Annotated in this window: 19 protein-coding genes; 8 read left to right on the top strand and 11 right to left on the bottom strand. The window is 66.1% G+C overall.

From position 1 onward, the window contains the following. From FYJ92_RS00990 to FYJ92_RS00960, 7 genes are all read left to right on the top strand, one after another. A complete protein-coding gene (locus tag FYJ92_RS00990) occupies positions 1-2136 on the top strand; it encodes a dipeptide/oligopeptide/nickel ABC transporter permease/ATP-binding protein (RefSeq protein ID WP_185262208.1) in 2136 nt (711 codons plus the stop codon). Beyond that, positions 2133-2948 carry an ATP-binding cassette domain-containing protein gene (locus FYJ92_RS00985; RefSeq protein WP_185262207.1) on the top strand — a complete coding sequence of 272 codons (816 nt, stop codon included), beginning with the start codon at positions 2133-2135 and terminating at the stop codon, positions 2946-2948. Before FYJ92_RS00990 ends, FYJ92_RS00985 begins: the two co-directional genes overlap by 4 nt. Positions 2949-2996: 48 nt before the next feature. Next, positions 2997-3926 carry a dihydrodipicolinate synthase family protein gene (locus FYJ92_RS00980; RefSeq protein ID WP_185262206.1) on the top strand — a complete coding sequence of 310 codons (930 nt, stop codon included), beginning with the start codon at positions 2997-2999 and terminating at the stop codon, positions 3924-3926. A gap of 6 nt (positions 3927-3932) precedes the next feature. Continuing rightward, positions 3933-4877, top strand: a complete 945-nt coding sequence (locus FYJ92_RS00975; RefSeq protein ID WP_185262205.1) for an ROK family protein — start codon at positions 3933-3935, stop codon at positions 4875-4877. An 85-nt stretch (positions 4878-4962) separates the two neighbouring features. Next, entirely contained in the window at positions 4963-5646 is a 684-nt protein-coding gene (locus tag FYJ92_RS00970) for an N-acetylmannosamine-6-phosphate 2-epimerase (RefSeq protein ID WP_185262204.1), read from the top strand. A gap of 65 nt (positions 5647-5711) precedes the next feature. Beyond that, positions 5712-6914, top strand: a complete 1203-nt coding sequence (gene nagA / locus FYJ92_RS00965) for an N-acetylglucosamine-6-phosphate deacetylase (RefSeq protein WP_255482446.1) — start codon at positions 5712-5714, stop codon at positions 6912-6914. Between the two features lie 53 nt (positions 6915-6967). Next, positions 6968-7804: a hypothetical protein gene (locus FYJ92_RS00960; protein WP_185262202.1), complete on the top strand. Its 837-nt coding sequence runs from the start codon at positions 6968-6970 to the stop codon at positions 7802-7804. Between the two features lie 286 nt (positions 7805-8090). On the opposite strand, the gene FYJ92_RS00955 is transcribed toward FYJ92_RS00960, so the two are convergent. The 5 genes from FYJ92_RS00955 to FYJ92_RS00935 all read right to left on the bottom strand — a co-directional run bounded on the left by FYJ92_RS00955 (position 8091) and on the right by FYJ92_RS00935 (position 11835). Next, positions 8091-9491 carry a rhodanese-like domain-containing protein gene (locus tag FYJ92_RS00955; RefSeq protein WP_185262201.1) on the bottom strand — a complete coding sequence of 467 codons (1401 nt, stop codon included), beginning with the start codon at positions 9489-9491 and terminating at the stop codon, positions 8091-8093. Between the two features lie 111 nt (positions 9492-9602). Continuing rightward, positions 9603-9965 carry a thioredoxin gene (trxA, locus tag FYJ92_RS00950; protein WP_185262200.1) on the bottom strand — a complete coding sequence of 121 codons (363 nt, stop codon included), beginning with the start codon at positions 9963-9965 and terminating at the stop codon, positions 9603-9605. Between the two features lie 57 nt (positions 9966-10022). Next, the gene (locus tag FYJ92_RS00945; protein ID WP_185262199.1) at positions 10023-10319 is read right to left on the bottom strand and encodes a rhodanese-like domain-containing protein; all 297 of its coding nucleotides are present in this window, start codon (positions 10317-10319) and stop codon (positions 10023-10025) included. A 143-nt stretch (positions 10320-10462) separates the two neighbouring features. Next, positions 10463-11221, bottom strand: coding sequence for a sulfite exporter TauE/SafE family protein (locus FYJ92_RS00940; RefSeq protein WP_185262198.1), 759 nt, complete (start codon positions 11219-11221; stop codon positions 10463-10465). After that, positions 11218-11835: a rhodanese-like domain-containing protein gene (locus FYJ92_RS00935; RefSeq protein ID WP_185262197.1), complete on the bottom strand. Its 618-nt coding sequence runs from the start codon at positions 11833-11835 to the stop codon at positions 11218-11220. Before FYJ92_RS00935 ends, FYJ92_RS00940 begins: the two co-directional genes overlap by 4 nt. Positions 11836-11960: 125 nt before the next feature. Here FYJ92_RS00935 and FYJ92_RS00930 point away from each other — a divergent pair, with 125 nt between their 5' ends. Next, a complete protein-coding gene (locus FYJ92_RS00930; RefSeq protein WP_185262196.1) occupies positions 11961-12218 on the top strand; it encodes a metal-sensitive transcriptional regulator in 258 nt (85 codons plus the stop codon). A gap of 214 nt (positions 12219-12432) precedes the next feature. On the opposite strand, the gene FYJ92_RS00925 is transcribed toward FYJ92_RS00930, so the two are convergent. From FYJ92_RS00925 to FYJ92_RS00900, 6 genes are all read right to left on the bottom strand, one after another. Beyond that, a complete protein-coding gene (locus FYJ92_RS00925; protein WP_185262195.1) occupies positions 12433-13200 on the bottom strand; it encodes a glucosamine-6-phosphate deaminase in 768 nt (255 codons plus the stop codon). An 83-nt stretch (positions 13201-13283) separates the two neighbouring features. Beyond that, complete coding sequence (locus FYJ92_RS00920) at positions 13284-14009, bottom strand: FadR/GntR family transcriptional regulator (protein WP_370526280.1); 726 nt, start codon at positions 14007-14009, stop codon at positions 13284-13286. A 133-nt stretch (positions 14010-14142) separates the two neighbouring features. Further along, positions 14143-14946, bottom strand: a complete 804-nt coding sequence (locus FYJ92_RS00915) for an alpha/beta hydrolase (protein WP_185263604.1) — start codon at positions 14944-14946, stop codon at positions 14143-14145. 256 nt (positions 14947-15202) lie between these two features. Beyond that, positions 15203-16039 carry an IclR family transcriptional regulator gene (locus FYJ92_RS00910; RefSeq protein ID WP_185262193.1) on the bottom strand — a complete coding sequence of 279 codons (837 nt, stop codon included), beginning with the start codon at positions 16037-16039 and terminating at the stop codon, positions 15203-15205. A 73-nt stretch (positions 16040-16112) separates the two neighbouring features. Continuing rightward, a complete protein-coding gene (locus FYJ92_RS00905) occupies positions 16113-17369 on the bottom strand; it encodes an aminopeptidase P family protein (protein WP_185262192.1) in 1257 nt (418 codons plus the stop codon). A 62-nt stretch (positions 17370-17431) separates the two neighbouring features. Then, entirely contained in the window at positions 17432-18835 is a 1404-nt protein-coding gene (locus tag FYJ92_RS00900; RefSeq protein WP_185262191.1) for an MFS transporter, read from the bottom strand. Positions 18836-19033: the final 198 nt, after the last annotated feature.

Here is a 19033-nt window from a genome sequence, read left to right as displayed (position 1 = left end):
ATGCGTAGCAAGCTTGCTGAACGGCTGAGTGCCCCGGGCATCCGTTTCAAGGCCCTGCCTTGGGGCTCCCGCATCGCCCTCCTCTTCCTCATCATGATCGTCCTCTCCGCCGTGTTCGCGCCGGTCATCGCGCCGCACGATCCGCTGGAGACCTTCATCCCCGCTACCCCGCCGGGCGCCGAGCACTTCTTCGGCACCGACCGGTTGGGCCGCGACATCTTCTCCCGCCTGCTCTTCGGCGCCCAGTCCTCGCTCATGATCGGCCTCGGCGCCGTCATCCTGGCCATCCTGGCAGGCGCCCTGCTGGGCTCCTTCGCCGCCACGTCCAGCAAGGCCGTCAACGAACTGATCATGCGCCTGATGGACATCCTGATGGCGTTCCCGGGCATCGCCCTGGCCGCAGTGCTGCTGGCCGCGTTCGGCAACTCGGTTCCCACCATCATCATCGCCATCGCCATCATCTACACCCCGCAGCTGGCCCGCGTGGTCCGCGCCAATGTACTCTCCCAGTACGGCGAAGACTACGTCCGCGCCGAGCGCGTGATCGGCGCAGGCCGTTTCTACATCCTGCTCAAGCACATCGTCCGCAACACCGCGGCCCCCGTACTGGTGTTCGCCACGGTGATGGTGGCCGACGCCATCATCCTCGAAGCCTCGCTGTCCTTCCTCGGCGCCGGCGTCCAGGACCCCGCACCGTCGTGGGGCAACGTGATCTCCTACGGCCGTAACCTGGTCCTGTCCGGCGGCTGGTGGGCCACCACCTTCGCCGGTGTGACCATCCTGCTCACCGTTCTCTCGCTGAACATCCTCGCCGAGGGCCTCACCGACGCCATGGTGAACCCGAAACTGCGCAAGGCACCGGCGGTAAAAGACGACGACGGCGCGTCAGCTGTTGTGTCCGGCGCAGCGGTGGGTGCCGGCGTCGACGCCCAGATCGGCACTTCCGTGGCCCAGCCTTCGGTGGTGGAAGAGCACGAGCTCGACGGCGTGCGCGCCGCCTACGGCGACGTCCTCACCGAGGAGCACTACAACGAGGCAGCCATCCTCTCCGACCCGAAGCTGGCCGCGGCGAACCCGCACCTGCTGCTGGACAAGGAACTGGAACTGCTTTCCGCCATCGAGGCCACCCGCTCCGACCGCCTCCCCCAGGTACCGTCCGGCGCCCGCAACGTCCTCGAGGTCAGGAACCTGTCCATCCGCTTCCCGGGCCGCTTCGGCGACACCGCCATTGTGGACAACGTCTCCTTCACGGTCCGCGAAGGCGAGACCATGGGCCTGGTGGGCGAATCCGGTTGCGGCAAGTCCATCACGTCCCTCGCGGTCATGGGCCTGCTGCCCAAGACCGCGCAGGTCACCGGTTCCATCAAGTTCGACGGCAAGGAACTGCTGGATCCGGCCACCAGCCACAGCAGCGTCAAGGCCTATGAAGGCTTGCGCGGCGAGCAGATCGCCATGGTCTACCAGGACGCCCTGAGCTCCCTGAACCCGTCCATGAAGATCAAGGACCAGATGGAGCAGCTGACCAAGCGCGGCGGCCGCAAGACCCCCACCGAGCTGCTGGAACTGGTCAAGCTCGATCCCGTCCGGACGCTCGCCAGCTACCCGCACGAGCTCTCCGGCGGCCAGCGCCAGCGCGTCCTGATCGCCATGGCCCTGTCCCGTTCGCCGAAGATCGTGGTTGCCGATGAGCCCACCACCGCCCTGGATGTCACCGTCCAGAAACAGGTAGTGGACCTGCTCAACGAACTGCGCGAACAGCTCGGCTTCGCCATGGTCTTTGTCAGCCACGACCTCGCCCTGGTGGCCTCCCTGGCCCACCGCATCACCGTGATGTACGCCGGCCAGGTGGTGGAATCCGCACAGGCTTCGGAGCTGCTGCAGAACCCCAAGCACGAGTACACCCGCGGCCTGCTCGGCGCTGTCCTCTCCATCGAGGCCGACGCCGTGCGCCTGCACCAGATCCCCGGCACCGTCCCGTCCCCACGGGACTTCGCCCCGGGAGACCGCTTCGCCCCGCGTTCACTGCGGTCCGACGCCGACCCCAACCAGCAGCTGGTCCTGACGTCGGTAGGAGCCGCCAACGGCGGGGACGCTGACCACTATTGGGCGAGCCACCTGAAGGAGGATGCAGAATGAGCCATTCAATACAGCAACGCTCTAAGCCGGTCATCGAGCTCAAGGACGTCAAGGTCCACCACCACGCACGTGGCGGCGGGCTCTTCCGCCCGAACATCGTCAAAGCGGTCGACGGCGTCGACTTCACCATCAGCCGCGGCGAAACCGTGGGCATCGTGGGTGAGTCCGGCTGCGGTAAGTCCACGCTCGCGTCCGTGCTCGTGGGACTTCAGCCGCCGACGTCGGGCGAGGTCCTGTTCCACGGCAAGCCCGCCATCAAGCGCAACGCACAAATGCGCAAGGAATTCGGCCGCTCCGTGTCCGTGGTCTTCCAGGACCCCGCCACGGCGCTGAACCCGCGCATGACCGTCCAGGACATCCTCACCGACCCGCTGCAGATCCACGGCATCGGAACCGCAGCCACGCGTGCGGCGAAGGTCAAGGAGCTGCTTGCCCTGGTGGGTCTCCCGCAGTCCGCGGCCGAGGTCACGCCGTCGCAGGTTTCCGGTGGACAGCGTCAGCGTGTGGCAATCGCCCGCGCCCTGGCACTGGATCCGGACATCATTGTGGCCGACGAGCCGACGTCGGCCCTTGACGTTTCCGTCCGCGCCCAGGTGCTGAACCTGCTCTCTGACCTGAAGACCCAGCTGAACCTCGGCATGGTGTTCATCTCGCATGACATCCAGACCGTCCGTTACGTCTCGGACCGCATCTGCGTTATGTACTTCGGCAAGATCGTCGAGCAGGGCACCGCCACCCAGGTCTTCGACAGCCCCACCAACGACTACACCAAGAAGCTCCTGGGCGCTGCCCCGAGCCTGCTCCACATCTAGCTTTCCCGCCAGAAATTTTCGTCTAACCATCAATATTTGGAGAACACCGTGACCACCGTCGCTTCCCGTTTCCAGGGCGTCATTCCGCCCGTCGTAACCCCCCGCACCGCCGATGGCGCCATCGACGTACCGTCGCTGGAAAACGTCACCAAGCACCTGCTCGACGGCGGCGTCAGCGGCCTGTTTGTATTGGGTTCCTCCGGCGAGGTCACCCACATGACCAACAGCGAGCGCGACCTCGTCGTGCAGACCGTGGCAGGCGTGAACGCCGGCCAGGTGCCGGTCATCGTGGGCGCCGTAGAGCAGACCACCAACCGCGTCATTGAGGAAGCCAAGCGCGTCATCGCGCTGGGCGCCGACTCGATCGTGGCCACCAGCCTGTACTACGCCATCTCCAACGCCCAGGAGAACGGCACGCATTTCCGCTCCATCGCCGCCGCCGTCGACGTCCCCGTCTTCGCCTACGACGTGCCGGTGCGCACCCACTTCAAGCTGCCCACCGACCTTCTGGTCGAGCTGGGCCGCGAGGGCGTCATTGCCGGCGTGAAGGACTCCTCCGGCGACGACGTCTCGTTCCGCCAGCTGCTGCTGGCCGCCAAGGACATCCCCAACTTCGACATCTTCACCGGCCACGAAGTGGTTGTGGACGGCGCCCTCCTGGGCGGCGCCCAGGGTGTTGTTCCGGGCCTCGGCAACGTTGACCCGGCCGGCTACCGCCGCCTCTTCGACGCCGCACAGGCCGGCGACTGGGCCCAGGCCGCAGCCGAACAGGACCGCCTGGCCGACGTCTTCGAGATCGTCTACACCCCCAAGGCCGGCCGCATGTCCGGCAACGCCGCGGGCCTGGGCGCCTTCAAGACCGCCCTGCAGCTCATGGGCATTATCAAGACCAACGTCATGAGCGCCCCCATGCTCTCCCTGGACGAGGACGAGACCAAGGCAATCCGCGTCATCCTGGAACGCAACGGCCTGGTGTAGAGAACGATGCACGCGATCGGTGTTGACCTTGGGGGTACTAAGACCGCTGCCGGGGTTGTTTCCGGGGACGGGGAGGTCTTGTTTTCGGAGACCATTCCTACCCTGAACCGGGATGGCAGCGACGCGATCCTGGACGCTACTGCGGCGCTCGTTTCTTCCCTCATGTCCCGGGCTCAAGCAGAGGGCCTGAACGTGGTGGGGGTCGGGGTTGGCTCGGCAGGGGTCATCGATGCCGGACGCGGTGTGGTGGTGTCGGCTACGGATGCCATTCTCGGGTGGGCCGGGACCAAGCTGACCGCAGCGTTGGCCGCCCGGCTCGGCCTGGCGCCGGAGGCTGTACAGGCTGTGAACGATGTCCATGCGCACGCCCTGGGCGAGTCGTGGACGGGTTCCGCCGCAGGAACCACCAGTTCGCTCCTGGTGGCCTTCGGCACCGGCGTCGGCGGCAGTTTTGTCCTGGCCGGGCACCCGGTCCTGGGTCACCGGTACGCGGGCGGACACGTGGGCCACTTCGCCTCCCCGTACGCTTTCCACGAAGGCCTGCCTGTTCCATGCGTCTGCGGCGGCGCCGGGCACGTTGAGGCAGTCGCCTCCGGGCCCGCCATCCGCGAGGCGTACCTGCGGCTGGGCGGCAACGAGCCGGTGCTGGACGCCCGCGGAGTCTTTGCCCGGGCCGGCTCCGGCGATGCCGTGGCCATCAAAGCTGTGGGCCTCGGCGCCGCCGCGGCAGGGCAGGCGGTGGGCGGTCTCGCGAATATCCTGGACCCCGAGGTAGTGGTGGTTTCCGGTGGGCTATCCGACGCCGGCGCCCCCTGGTGGCGCCCCATGGAACGGGCCTTGCGCGCCGAACTCCTGCCGGCCCTGCTCGGCCTCCCGGTCCTGCCCGCTAAACTCGGCAATGCCGCAGCAATGGTGGGCGCCGCGCGGCTGGTCCTCACCACTGCGTCCTGACTCCGTCGTCCAAAGCACCCCGCCTGACCACCTCGCCCCACCCCGATCGTCAGCCCGCTCCGCCAACCTTCCAGAGGAACCGACCGTGATTCTGACCCCCGAAGCCCTCGAAGCCCTGCGCGGGCAACTCATCGTCTCCTGCCAGGCGTATTTGGGCGAGCCCATGCGGGACCCGCGCACCACGGCGCAGTTTGCCGCCTCCGCCGTGATCGGCGGCGCCGCTGCTATCCGCGTCCAAGGCCTGGCCGATGTGCAGTTCACGCGGGCAGCGGTGGAGGTTCCGGTGATCGGGCTTTGGAAGGACGGGCACGACGGCGTCTTCATCACTCCCACACTCCGCCACGCTTTGGCGGTGGCCAACGCGGGCGCACACGTGGTGGCGATCGACGGCACGCGGCGGGAGCGTCCGGACGGCCTGACCCTGGCCCAGACGGTGGCGGGCATCCATCAGGATTCCCACGCGCTGGTCATGGCGGACTGCGGCTCGTTCGACGACGCTGCCGCTGCGGTCGCGGCCGGGGCCGACCTGATCGGCACCACGCTTTCCGGGTACTCCGGCGAGCGCCCCAAGACGCACGGCCCCGACCTGGAACTGCTGGAGCAGATCGCCGCCGCGGGCTTCGGCGTGCCGCTCATCGCCGAAGGCCGCCTCCACTCCCCCGCCCAGGCCCGGCAGTGCCTCGACGCCGGCGCGTTCGCCGTCGTCGTCGGTACCGCGATCACGCACCCGGCCACCATCACCGGCTGGTTCGCCGAGGCCCTGAAGTGAACCCGCCGCCGGAACAAACACAGCCGGAACAAACACAGCCCGCCGGCGCCGAGGCCGGGAACTACCTGCTGGCCGGCACGGTCCTGACCGACGGCTCGGCCCAGGCCGACGCTGTGGTGGCCGTCGCGGACGGCCGGATCGCGTATGTGGGGCCCCGTGGGGGCCTGGACGAGGCATCGCTGCCGGGCCTTGAAGAACTTAACCTTCCGCCGGGCAGCATGATTCTGCCCGGCCTCGTAGACCTGCACTGCCACGGCGCCGTGGGCGGCGACTTCCCCAGCGGCGATAGCGAGGCTGCCAGGACCGCCGTGGACTTCCTGCACCGCAGCGGCACCACCACGCTGCTGGCAAGCATGGTTACGGCGTCCCGCGAGGACCTGATGCGTGGCCTGGCAACCCTGCGGCAGCTCGCCGACGAGGGACTCATCGCGGGCATCCACTCCGAAGGGCCGTTCCTCTCCCATGCACGCTGCGGCGCCCAGGATCCGCGGTACCTGCGCGAGCCGGACCTCCCCATGCTGGGCGAGCTGCTGGCCGCGGCCGGCGGCCACCTGCGGACCATGACCTACGCGCCCGAACTTCCCGGTGCCGGCGCCGTGGTGCGCACGCTCGGAGAGCACGGCGTCACACCGTCGCTGGGCCACACTGACGCGGATGGGCGGACGACGGCGGCCTCCCTCACCGAGGCGGCGGAGCTGCTGGCGGCCTCCGGCCTGGGGACCGTATCGCGCCCCACCGTCACACACCTCTTTAACGGCATGCCGCCGCTGCACCACCGCAGCCCCGGACCCGTCGCCGCGTGCCTCCGGCTGGCAAGGGCCGGCACGATTGCCGTCGAACTCATCGCCGACGGCGCGCACCTGGACCCCGAAACGGTCCGGATGGTCTTCGAGCTGGTAGGCGCGGACAACGTGGTCCTGGTGACCGACTCCATGGCCGCCACCGGACTGCCCGACGGCGACTACGAGCTGGGCCCCGCAGCCGTCTCCGTCAGCGGTGCCGTGGCCCGGCTCAGCAACGGCACGCTCGCCGGCGGGACGGCCACAATGCTGGACGTTGTGCGGCGGACCATTGACGCCGGGGTGGCCCCGGCCGCCGCTGTTCTATCAGCCACCGCGGTGCCGGCGGCCATCATCGGCCAGGAGCAGGAAATCGGAAGCCTCCGCGCGGGCCTGCGCGCCGACGTCGTCGTAGTGGACCGCAGCTTCCGCCGCGTCCTGGTCCTGCGCGCCGGCCGCACGCTGGGCCGCCCCGCCGTCGGAGTTTAACGCGGCACGGATTGCGGGATGCTGGGCTGCCGCATCGCGCTAGACTTTCGATTATGACCGGTGCCCCTGCCCGTCTTCTGGCGTGGCTCGTTGTCCTGGCGTCCCTTCTCACGGCCTGCACTGCCGTGGTGGACCTCGACGACGCCGCCACGGATCGCTCGTTCGTGACCTCCCCGGCCTCGCCAGCCGCAGACGACGTCACACCTACCCCGCGCTGGGCTCCGGCCCCCACGCCAAGCCCGGCGCCCACGGCATCCGAGGCGCCCCAGGCGTTCGCCCTCAACCTCTACCAGGAGGGCGACTTCGTGCCGCAGTACACCTTTGACTGGTGTGTTGCGGCGAGCATCCAGATGGCGCATAACCTCACTGACGAGACCGGGAGCGGCACGTGGGCCGATCGTGCCCAGCAGAACGAACTGTGGGAGATGGCCCGGGCACGGTCATCCGACTCGTTCAACGGTGCCAACCCGATCGGTTGGGCGGAGGTGCTGACCGAGGCCGGGATGGGTCCATACGCCGTCGTCAGCATCACCGACTACGAGGATGCGCTGCAAACCGCGGCGCGAGCCGTCGCCGGCACGGGCCGGCCGGTCGGGCTGGTCATGTGGAGCGGCCGCCACGCGTGGGTGATGAGCGGGTTCGAGTCGCTCGGCGATCCGGGCCAGTTCCCCGAGTTCTCGGTTACCGGCGTCCGCGTCCAGGATCCGCTCTACCCGCACGGCAGCGGGCAGTGGGGTCCGTCGCCCGCGCCCAACAGCCTGCTCACCCCCGAGCAGCTGGCGACCCAGTTCGTGGTCCGCGAGCCGCGACGCTGGAGCAGCGACATGCCGGCCGGCTACCTGCTGGTACTGCCGCAGGCTGCCGTAGCTGACGATCTCCGGGGCGGCTAAGGAGCCCTACCGCCCGAAGAGTTTGGCGAAAAATCCCCTCGCGGACCGGCTCTCCCGCGCGTGACCGAGGCAGCGCTGGGAGCTGGGAACTCCGCGCAGGACTTCGTCTACGTGTTGGCCGCATCCGGCCCATGTCGTCTTGTGGCATTTATCGCATTTCACTGCCCGGCACATGTGATTCTCCTTGGTTGGTGAGTCGCTGAACAGGGTGCGTGGCACGGGTGGAACGCGCCCATACCACCGCACCCTGGTTTTACTTAGTTGGTGTTCGCACCGCTACGCCTGCTTAGACAGCAGGAACGCTGTTCTGCAAGGCGTTCCAGGCGGCGTAGCTGCCGTCGAGTTCGACGACGTCGTACCCGGCGCGGCGGAGGGCGCTGGCAGCCACGGAGTTCCGTACGCCGGAGTGGCAGTAGCTCACGATGGTGCCCTCGGCCGGGAGTTCGTCGAGGTGCCACATGGCACGGCCGCCACTGAGCTGGTGTGAGCCAGGGATGTGCCCGGCGGCGTGCTCGGTGCGGTTGCGGACGTCCAGAACCATTGACGCCTCGAAGCCGGCGAGGTCCTCGGGCTGGATAAGCTTGGGTGTGAAGGTGGGCAGACTGTCGATGCTGGTGAGGTAGCCGGCAACATTGTCGATGCCCACGCGGACCAGGTGGTCCCACATGTCCTGCGCGGATTCCTGGTCGGCGGCCAGGAGCACCAGCGGGTTCTTGTCCGTCTCCGGGTTTACCACCCAGGCGCCGTAGCTGGCCACGGACTTCGCGGCCGGAACGTTCAGGGACCGGACCACGGTGCCCTCGTGGACTTCGCTGTTCGGGCGGGTGTCGATGAAGGTGACCTTGTCCTCGGAGAGGTCTTTGGCGACCTTTTCGGGATTCAGTTCCTGTAGCGGAGCGCGTTCGCCCATGACGGCCGGGCCCACACGGTTTTCGCGCTTCATCCGGCCGAAGTAGGCGTGGGCGTCGGGCTGGCCCTCGAGGAGTTCGTCGATGAAGCCCTGCTCGTCGTTGGTGGCGAGGTAGGGGCCCCACCAAGAGTAAAGACGCTCGTAGCCGACGGTGGAGGAGGGGATGGCGCCGAGTGCCTTGCCGCAGGCGCTGCCGGCCCCGTGGGCCGGGTGGACCTGGACGTAGTCCGGCAGGGTCAGGAACTTATCCCGCAAGCTGGCGAACAACTGCTTGGCGCCCTCGAAGCGGGTGTCGACGCCGCCGGCTGCTTCGTCGAGCAGGTCGGGGCGGCCCAGGTCACCGGAGAAGACGAAGTCGCCGGAGAGCAGGTAGCCGGGCTGGTCGCTGAATGCGCCGTCGGTGACCAGGAAGGACAGGTGCTCAGGGGTGTGGCCCGGGGTATGTGCGGCCTGGATGCTGATGTTGCCGACGGTGATCTTGTCACCGTCGTAAAGGCGTTCGCCGTCGAATTCGTACTGCCAGTCCGGCCCGCCTTCACCGGAGACGTAAATTTTCGCGCCGGTGGCGGCAGCGAGTTCGCGGGTGCCGGAGAGGTAGTCGGCGTGGATGTGGGTTTCGGTGACGGCCACGATCTTCATGCCGTTCTTCTCGGCCAAGTCCTGGTAAACGGCGATGTCGCGGCGGCCGTCGACAACGACGGCCGTGCCATTGGCCTGGCAGCCGATCAGGTAGCTGGCCTGGGCAAGGTCCTCGTCGTAAATACGCTCGATAAGCATGTGGCGCTCTCCTTCGTGAGGGGAAGTTGGGTGTTTGTTCTTTACTGATTCTAATACCCCGGGGGGTATATGGCAATGAGGGGCATGCCACTCCGTTGGGGGCTGCGGGTGTTAGGGGTGGTGCGGTGCGGCGTCGGCGCGAAGGTTGTCCATGTCCAGGTTCTTGACGGCTTGGATGACTTCCTCGAGTCCGGCGGCGTTGAGTGCTCCGGGCTGGGAGAAGACGAGGGTGTTGTCCTTGAAGGCCATCAGGGTGGGGATGGAGGCGATGTTTGCTGCGGCGGCGAGGGCCTGTTCGGCTTCGGTGTCCACCTTGGCGAAGGTGATGTCCGGGTGTTGTTCGGCGGCAGCGCCGTAGGTGGGGGCGAACATGCGGCAGGGGCCGCACCAGGCTGCCCAGAAGTCAACGAAGACGATCTCGTTGCCCTCCAGGGTCTGGGCGAAGCTCTGTTCGGTGACGTCGATGGTTGCCATTTGTCTTTCGTGTCCTTTCGGGCGTTGTCTTAGATGGCTGGTGGCGATACTGGGGCGTCAGGTGGTGGGGAGTCCGGCGCGGGTCCAGGCGATCATGCCGCCTGCCATCGTGTCCGCGCTATAGCCGGCCCCGTTGAGGGCGTCAGCCACTGCTGCGCTGCGGTTGCCGCTGCGGCAGACGGCGATGACGGGGACGGCGGGATCCAATTCGGACAGGCGTGCCTGCAGCTGGCCCATGGGGATATGCAGGGCACCGGGGATCATGCCTTCCTCTACCTCGAAGTCCTCGCGGACATCGAGGATGCGGGCCGTGTTACGGCGCTGCTCGGCTTCGGTGATGGTGATTTCAGCCATTGGATTCTCCTTCGAAATATTCTGGGCTGTTGTTATCGGACGGGTTCGACGGCCTGGCGCCAGGCGGCCATGCCGCCGCCGGAGGCACACAGGGCGACCACGGGACGGGATTTCTGGATCCCTGCGGTACTCGTTGGGTGGTGTCAGGCGGTGAGGGTGCCGGCGGTGACCCACGCCGCGACAGCGAAGATGAGTACCGCGAAGGATATGCGGATGTGCTGGTCCTTCAGGCGGCGGGCCAGTCGGGCGGCGAGGACGGAACCCAGGATGGCCGGGACCGCGAACGCCAGGGTGGTGGCCCAGTCGATGGTGTAGCCGGCGGCGTGGGCGCTGAAGCCGGCGGCGGAGTTAATGATGATGATCGCCAGGGAGGTTCCGACGGCCTGCTTCATCCGCAGGCCCAGGAAGATGGTCAGCGCGGGGGTGATGAGGAAGCCCCCGCCTACCCCGAGCAGTCCGGTAAGGAATCCTACGAGCAGGCCCACTGTCACGGCCTTCGGGGCGCAGGACCGGAAAGCCCGGTGTGGGCCGGTGCTGCAGGACCCTTCGGATTCGCGGGGCTTCATCAGCATCCGGATGCCCGCAGCCACCATGATCACGGCAAACCCCAGCATCAGGATGTTCGGATCCAGCAGCTTGCCTACGGCCGCGCCGGCCCAGGCCGCCGGAATACCGGCGGCCCCGACCAATGCGATCACGGGCCAGTTCAGGCCCTCCCGGATCCGGGGAAGCAGGGCTGCCAGCGAAGACACTCCCACTACCAGCAGAGAGGTAGGGATGGCCTGCGCCGGGCTCATGCCCACCCCGTACACCAAGGCTGGAACGGCGATGATCGACCCGCCGCCGCCCACTACGCCCAGGACGATCCCGACGACGAGCCCCAGACCCAGGGCCGGAATCATGCCGCGGCGTCCTCTTCTGCGGCCGGAACGGGAAGCTGCAGGATGGCGCTTTCTCGGGTGGGCTCCGCGGCTGCCTTGTTCCACGGCATCGCCGAGAGGGCCTTGCCCATGGCGCAGGTGTTGGTCGCGGCCGAGAACGTCAGGCCGGTCCCGATGGCGCCGGCCAGCATGCGGATCTTCGGGGAGACGAACCTGCCCCCGGCCAGACCCAGAACCACCAGGGAACCTGCGGCCAGGCGGACCTGGCGTTCAAGGTCCCAGCGGTCCTTGCCCTTGACCACGTCGCCGCCGGCCGCGGCGAAGCCAGGAACGCCGCCGTTGAGGACGTAAGCGGTGTCCAGGCCAACGGTAGCCATGCGCTGGCGGGCCTGCTCGGCCCGCACCCCGGACTGGCACACCAGAACCACTCGTGAACCAAGCCGGGCGGCGAGCTCGTCAGTGTGCTCGGACAGCAACGGGAGCGGCACATTGTAGGAGCCTCGGATATGCATGGACTCGAACTCCGCGGCGGAACGCACATCGATTACCACCAGGTCCCGGTGCTCTTTAAACCAGGATTGAAGGGTCTCCGGGGCAAGTGCCTTAACGGCGGTTGCTTTGGAAGGGGACGTCATTGAAGGCCTCTCGGGAGGGGTCAGGTGGATACCCCACCAAGTATTACAGATACCCCCCGGGGTAGTCAAAACACCCTGGGGGGTATAAGGTTACCAAACACCCGCGATCTATTCTGGAGAATCCCTTGGAGCTGAATCCCACACAACTCACCCCTGTGATCAACCGCCTAAAGCGCGCACAGGGCCAGCTCGCCGCCGTCACCCGCATGCTCGAGGAAGGCCGCGACTGCAAGGACATTGTCACCCAACTCGCCGCCGTCTCGAAGGCCCTCGACCGGGCCGGATTCGCCATCATTGCCACCGGGCTTGAACAGTGCATCGTCCAAAAGGATGCAAGCATGGGGACGAAAGACCTGGAAAAGCTCTTCCTCTCCCTCGCCTAATCAGCCCGCCTCATCAGCGGCCCGTCGACTACTTCGAGGAGCACCATGGCGTATACCCTGGCCACCACCGCGTCCCTTCCCTGGGCGGAAGCGCTGACCGCACGCGCGAGGCCCTTGCGGTCCCGATCCGGATGAGTGCAGGCCACTTCTGAAACTGAAAACACTGCTGAGACATCAGATCCGCAGCACGAATGCCAGGTCAACCCGCAAGGGCCTAGACGCTGGCAGCCGCCCCGGACACGCGCACGGCAACCTGCCCACACCCCTTCGCCAGCTGAGACGCTGCGGCTTCGTCGGCCACCACCGTCACGTGCGGATGCAGCTGCAGGACCGAGCCCGGGCATTCGGCAGTGACGGGTCCGTTGAGGGCGGCGGCCAGGATGCCGGCCTTGTCCGCGCCGTTGACCACCAGCAGGAGATGGCGGGCTTCGAGGATGGTGCCCAGCCCCTGCGTGATGCAGCGGAGCGGCACCTCCTCCGGTGTGCTGAAGTAGCGGGCGTTGGCTTCGCGGGTGCGTTCGGTGAGGACTTCCACCCGGGTCCGGGAGTCCAGGGCGGAGCCGGGCTCGTTGAATGCCAGGTGACCGTTGTGGCCGATGCCGAGGATCTGCACGTCGATGCCGCCAACGCCGGCAATGGCGGCGTCGTAGTCAGCGGCGGCGGTTTCGGGGTCCGCAGCGCTTCCTTCCGGCACCGCTACGTTGACGGGATCCAGGTGCAGACGTTCAATCACTTCGCGCCGCACAACTTCGGCATAGCTTTCGGGGTGTCCGGGGGGCAGGCCCACGTACTCGTCCAGGGCGAAGGCGCGGACAGAGGACATGTCGAGCCGGTGGTTGGCGAGCGCCGCGTAGATGGGCAGCGGAGATCCACCCGTGGCCACGCCCAGGACAGCGTCGGGCTTGCTGCGGATGACGGCAGCGAGGATACCGGCGGCGACAGAACCGGTGGCTGAGGCGGTAGGCACAACAAAAATTTCCACGACAAAGGCACTCTCTACGAAAAGGGCAGGACTAAATCCGCCCGGAGCGCGGGCAGCTAAGGAAAAGGCAGAGGGAATACAGGCTAGGCGGCCGCGACGTCCCTGAGCTTCAGGCGGATGCCGTCAAAGTGGCGCTGCAGGCGTTCGGACGCAAGAGCCTTGTCCTTGTTGGCCACGGCCTCGAAGATGTCCCAGTGGTCCTGCGTCTGCTGTTCGAGGTTGACCGGGCCGGTGCCGAGGGCCAGGTGGATCTTCCGGTAAACCTGCCAGAAGACATCCATGAGGTTGATCAGCAGCTCATTGTTCAGGGGGGCGTACAGGCGGCGGTGGAACTCGGCGTCGTGATCATGCAGCGGCTCCCCATTCTTGGCGGCGGTCTCCATGGCTTCCATGGTGGAGCGCAGATCCGCCAGGTGTTCGTCGGTGAGCAGGTTAATGGCCGAACCGATCAGTCCAGACTCGAGGGCCTGACGCACATCGATGAGCTCCATGGCTTCTTCGCCCTTGTGGCGGAGGGACAGCCGGCCACGGAAGGTCAGGCCCGACACCAGGGCGCTGAAGTTGTTGGGCGCAACGAACATGCCAAAGCCGTGCCGGATCTCGATGACGCCCAGCGCCTGCAGCACTTTCAGGGATTCACGAACGGTGTTGCGGCCCACGCCCAGTTCGGCGGAGAGTTCACTTTCGGTGGGAAGTGCGTCCCCAACGTCCAGGCCGCGCTCCAGAATAAGATCCATGATCCGCGTCTGCAGGGCATTCGAACGGAGCTGCGCGCTGAAACGGGCGGGCGATACTTCTTGCGATGCGATGGCCACGGGGGTCTCCTCCTTGCCGCGCTTAAGGGTCGCGACTCGTCCTACCTCTCAAGAGTACAGGAGATGGGACGTCCAATGTCCGAAAGTTACTGACCTTTTGAACATTTTTAACTCGGAGGGCCCGAATCTAACCCAAAAGGGATTGAACCAGCTCGCGGCACGCCCGGTAACCAGGCTTTTTGGGATCGATCAGGGCGTAGTGGTCCCCGGGAACCCTGATCAACCGGGTCTGCATGTGCGCGGCGGTACCAGCGTTGACATAGGAGTCGGACTGGCCCAGCGGAACGGTGGAGTCCTCGGATCCATGGACCGCGACAACCGGAACGGCCAGCGGAAGGGCACTCATCGGATCCGCGTACCGGTAGCGGTGCGGATACTTCGACGACGACCCGCCCAGCAGATTGCTCACCGCACCGTTGCTGAGGTTCAGCTTCTCCGCCTCGGCCAGGTTAAGAAGGCCGGACTGGCTGACCACTCCGGTCAGATGCACTGCGGAGGCGTCGGACTTGCGCGGCACCTGGCGGTCAGCGTCCGGCATTCCCAGCTGAGCAAGCTTGCCGCGGCCAGCAGCCCAGGCAGCCAGATGTCCGCCAGCCGAATGGCCCAGCGCCACCACCGGTCCAAGGTTCAGGGCGTGGCTGGCCGCGAGGTCGCCCAGCCTGTCGATTCCGGCGAGCACGTCGATGAAAGTGTTTGGCCAGCCGCCGCCGTTTCCGGCCCTGCGGTATTCCAGGTTCCAGGCGGCCATGCCATGGGCGGCCAGGTCACGGGCGATCGGCTCACCCAGCTCTGCGCCGTACTGCGAGCGCCAGTAGCCGCCATGGATCACCACCACCACGCCGCGGTGCTCACCGCCAGCCGGCAGCTCCGGCAGGAATAGCTCACCCCATTGGCTGGCGTCCTCGCCGTACTGGTACTTGTGCCGCTTCACTGCATCCCCCTTGGCGCCGCCGCCGGCGGCACCGTCCCGCTCGGCGCCGGGCGAACACCCGGTGCCGAGAGTTCCAACAGCGGCCGCGGCCGCCGCGCCAACCAGCGTGCGGAAGACAAACGTCCGACGCCGTAGATCAGCCATGTGCCGAGCCTACAGCGTGCCTCGCGGGGGTCCGCTATTGGTCAAGGCTTCCAGTTACCGAAACACAAAAATTAGAGGAGGTGGCCGCCGGCACCATTTCTGGACTTGCCGGCTAGCGGCCTCCCCGGCCAGCGCCGGATGCTTTGCCACCCAGCCGTGCGGTGACCTTGTCCGCCGCTGCCATGCAGGATTCGCCCAGGATCTGCAGGCGTTGCTTGGAAACGCGGAACCGCGGGGCCGGGATGAGGACTGCTGCCACAACATCGCCGCGATGATCGTAGACGGGGGCGGCAACGCCGACTTCATCCATGGATGATTCGCCGTAATTGATGGCCCATCCCCTGCTGGAATCGTCTTTAAGGCGGAGCAGATAATCCTCGAGGGAGGCTTCGTCCAGCCCAGGGTAGGTAATGGCTCCGCTGCGCAGAAGGGAACGCACCCTCTCCTCCGGTTGCTTTGCCAGGAACACCTGGACCGAAGAACTCAACGCGTCACTGTACCGCGCGCCCAGAGGCGCAGTGTGCTTGATCTGGTGACGGCTGGCAATCTGCTCCACGCAGATCGACTCGTTGCCCTCCCACATCATCAGCGCGCTGGTTTCGCCTGTCAGTTCGGTGAGTTCGCGCAGGACGGGATAGGCGACGCGCCGTTCCTCCAGCTCGGCCAGTAACGGGCCGGCGACGGCGATCAGGCCCAGTCCGAGGCGGAACCGGCGGGTGTCCGCATCACGCTCAACGAGGTTTTCCTGTTCGAAGGTAGCCAGGATCCGTGACACCGTGCTCTTATGCAATCCCACCCGGTTGGCGATCTCCGTCACGCCGAGCAACGGGTCGTCGGCCGTGAATGATCGAAGGACGGCGATGGCGTTGACAATGACCGAGGCGCCCTTGGTGTCGCCCTTGCCGTTAGTGTCGGTGCCGTTGGTGTCATTGGAATCTGGTGTGGTCATGATGCTCACTATCATTGCGCATAGTCAGCGGAAAGCGGCGCCGCGTTACACGGCGCCGCTAACCACGGAGGCGTTAGGCCCCGATGATGTTGTATTCCGGGCCGAACGGGAACTTGGTGATGTTCTCGGCACCGTCTTCACCGACGACGAGGATGTCGTGTTCGCGGTAGCCGCCAGCGCCCGGCTGGCCATCCAGGACGGTAATCATGGGCTCCATGGAAACCACCATGCCCGGCTCCAGCACGGTGTCGATGTCTTCGCGGAGCTCCAGTCCGGCTTCGCGGCCGTAGTAGTGGCTGAGGACGCCGAACGAGTGTCCGTAGCCGAAGGTGCGGTTGGCCAGCAGTCCGTGGCCCACGTAGATTTCATTGAGCTCGGCGGCGATGTCCTTGCAGACGGCGCCGGGTTTGATCAGCTCAAGGCCGCGCTTGTGGACCTCAACGTTGATGTTCCACAGTTCCAGGGAGCGGGCATCGGGTTCGCCGTAGAACAGGGTGCGTTCCAGTGCTGTGTAGTAGCCGCTGGTCATGGGGAAGCAGTTCAGGGACAGGATGTCGTGTTCCTGGATTTTGCGGGTGGTGGCCCAGTTGTGGGCGCCGTCGGTGTTGATGCCGGACTGGAACCATACCCAGGTGTCGCGGATTTCGGAGTCCGGGAAGGTGCGCGCAATCTCGTGCACCATGGCCTCGGTGCCGATCAGGGCGACCTCGTACTCGGTGATGCCGGCGGTGATGGCGTTGCGGATGGCTTCGCCGCCCAGGTCACCGATCCGGGCGCCGTGCTTGATGACCTCGATTTCTTCGGCGGACTTGATCATGCGCTGGCGCATGCCGGCCTGGGCCACGTCCACCAGGGTGGCACCGGAGAAGGCGGCCTGGATCTTGTTGCGGTTATCCAGGGGCAGGGAGTCGTCCTCGACGCCGAGCCGGCGCGGGTTGATGCCGCGAGTCCGCAGGACTTCCTGGATGGCGAAGATGTAGTTGTCCCGGCGCCAGTCCGTGTAGACCAGGTTGTCGCCGAAGCTGCGGCGCCAGGGCATCCCTGCGTCGATGTTGGCGGTGACGGTCACGGTGTCTTCCTTGGTGACCACCATGGCGTAGGAACGGCCAAAAGTGGTGAACAGGAAGTCGGAGTAGTACTTGATGGAGTGGTAGCTGGTCAGGACGACGGCGTCCAGTTCCTTCTCGGCCATGATGCGGCGCAGACCGGACAAGCGGCGCTCAAACTCGGTATCGGAGAAGGTCAGGCTGACTTTCTTACCGTTCTTCAGGACCTTGGTCCGCTCCAGTTCGGCGACGGATGTGGCGTTTTCAGATGCTGTGGTGGTCATTGTGGGTGATGCCTTTCTTTACTGCGGATTGCGGGGATGGAAAGTCTTCGGCGCTGGCCGGGCTATTCGTGGCGCAGCGGTTCCTTGCTGGTTTCGCGGGAGAGTGCGACGGCGATCAGGGAGATGAAGGCCGCTGCGACCAGGTACCAGGCCGGAGCCAGGACGTTGCCCGTGGTTGCGATGAGGAGAGTGGCCACGAACGGGGCGGTACCGCCGAACAGGGCGTTGGAGAGGTTGAAGCTGACCGCGAAACCGCTGTAACGGACACGGGTGGGGAACATTTCGGCGAGGAAGCTCGGAAGCGTTCCGTCATTGAGGGTGAGCATGGCGCCCAGCAGGATCTGGACGAGGACGATGACCAGGAAGTTTCCGGTTCCCAGGAGGGCGAAGGCCGGCACGGTCAGCACGATGAAGGTAATGGATGCGGCGATGAGCACCTTCTTGCGGCCGTAGCGGTCCGAGAGCATTCCGGTCAGGAAGATGAATCCGATGTACGTCAGCAGCGCGATGGTGGTGGCCAGGAAGGATTCGGTGGCTCCGAGCCCCAGCTCCGATGACAGGTACGTCGGCATGTAACTGAGGATCACGTAGAAGCCGACAGCGTTGAGCAGCACGGCTCCGACGGCCAGAAGCAACCGCCGCCAGTGTTTCCGGAACAGACTGGAGACCGGCGCCTTGGCGGCCTCGCCCTCGGCGGCCAGTTCGCGGAACACCGGGGTGTCTTCCAGCTTGGTACGGATGTAGCGTCCGATCAGGCCCATCGGGGCTGCAAGCAGGAACGGCAGGCGCCAGCCCCAGCTTTGCATCGCGTCGGTACTGAGCAAAGCGGTCAACAGGCCTGCAAGAAGGGAACCGAGGAGCAGGCCGGCTGCGGTGCTGGCGGGTACAACCGCGGCGTACAGGCCACGCTTGTTGGCAGGGGCGTACTCGACCAGGAAGGCCGAGGCTCCGGCGTACTCACCCGAGGCGGAGAAGCCCTGCGCCACCCGGATGATCAAAAGCAGGATGGGAGCCCAGATGCCGATCGTGTCATAGCCCGGAATAAGGGCTATGCAGAACGTTGCTCCGGACATGATAAGAATCGAGAGGGAGAGGGCTGTCCGCCGGCCGACCTTGTCACCGATGTGGCCCCAGATGAATCCGCCCAATGGGCGTACCAGGAACGAAATCGCGAACAGGGCGAAAGTCAGCAGAAGCCCGGTCTGGGGATCCGATTCGGGGAAAAAGACTGCCGCGATCGTGACGGCCAGATAGCCGTAAACGGCGTAGTCGAACCATTCAACAAAGTTGCCGATAAAGCTGGCCGCGACCACTCTGCGGCGTGTTTCCTTGCTGACCGCACCGTCAGCAGGTTCAAAATTCTGGCCGCTCAACGTGCTGCGACCGGGGCCGGGTCCGTCATGTGCACCATGCGGCTTGGGGCCAGGGCCTCCCGCAACAGCGGGAGAGGAAGATTCGTTACTCATGTGTCCACCAAGATTGTTTGGGGTTGCAATCAGCGCAACGCTGTTGCACCAGAATAGGCGTGATGCGCGCCACAGTCAATACTTCTTTTGCAACTAGGCCCAAAGCCCCCCGGCACGGCTGGTACGTGTTTGCCGACGACGAGCAGCAAGCGCGCGCATGGACGGTCTGACAAATGGTTGCGTAGGTTGAGTTCAGGT

This window comes from Pseudarthrobacter sp. NBSH8, from assembly GCF_014217545.1.
Taxonomy (GTDB): domain Bacteria; phylum Actinomycetota; class Actinomycetes; order Actinomycetales; family Micrococcaceae; genus Arthrobacter.
The sequence above is the reverse complement of the archived record's forward strand: the minus strand, read 5'-3'. Positions and strand labels throughout refer to the sequence as shown.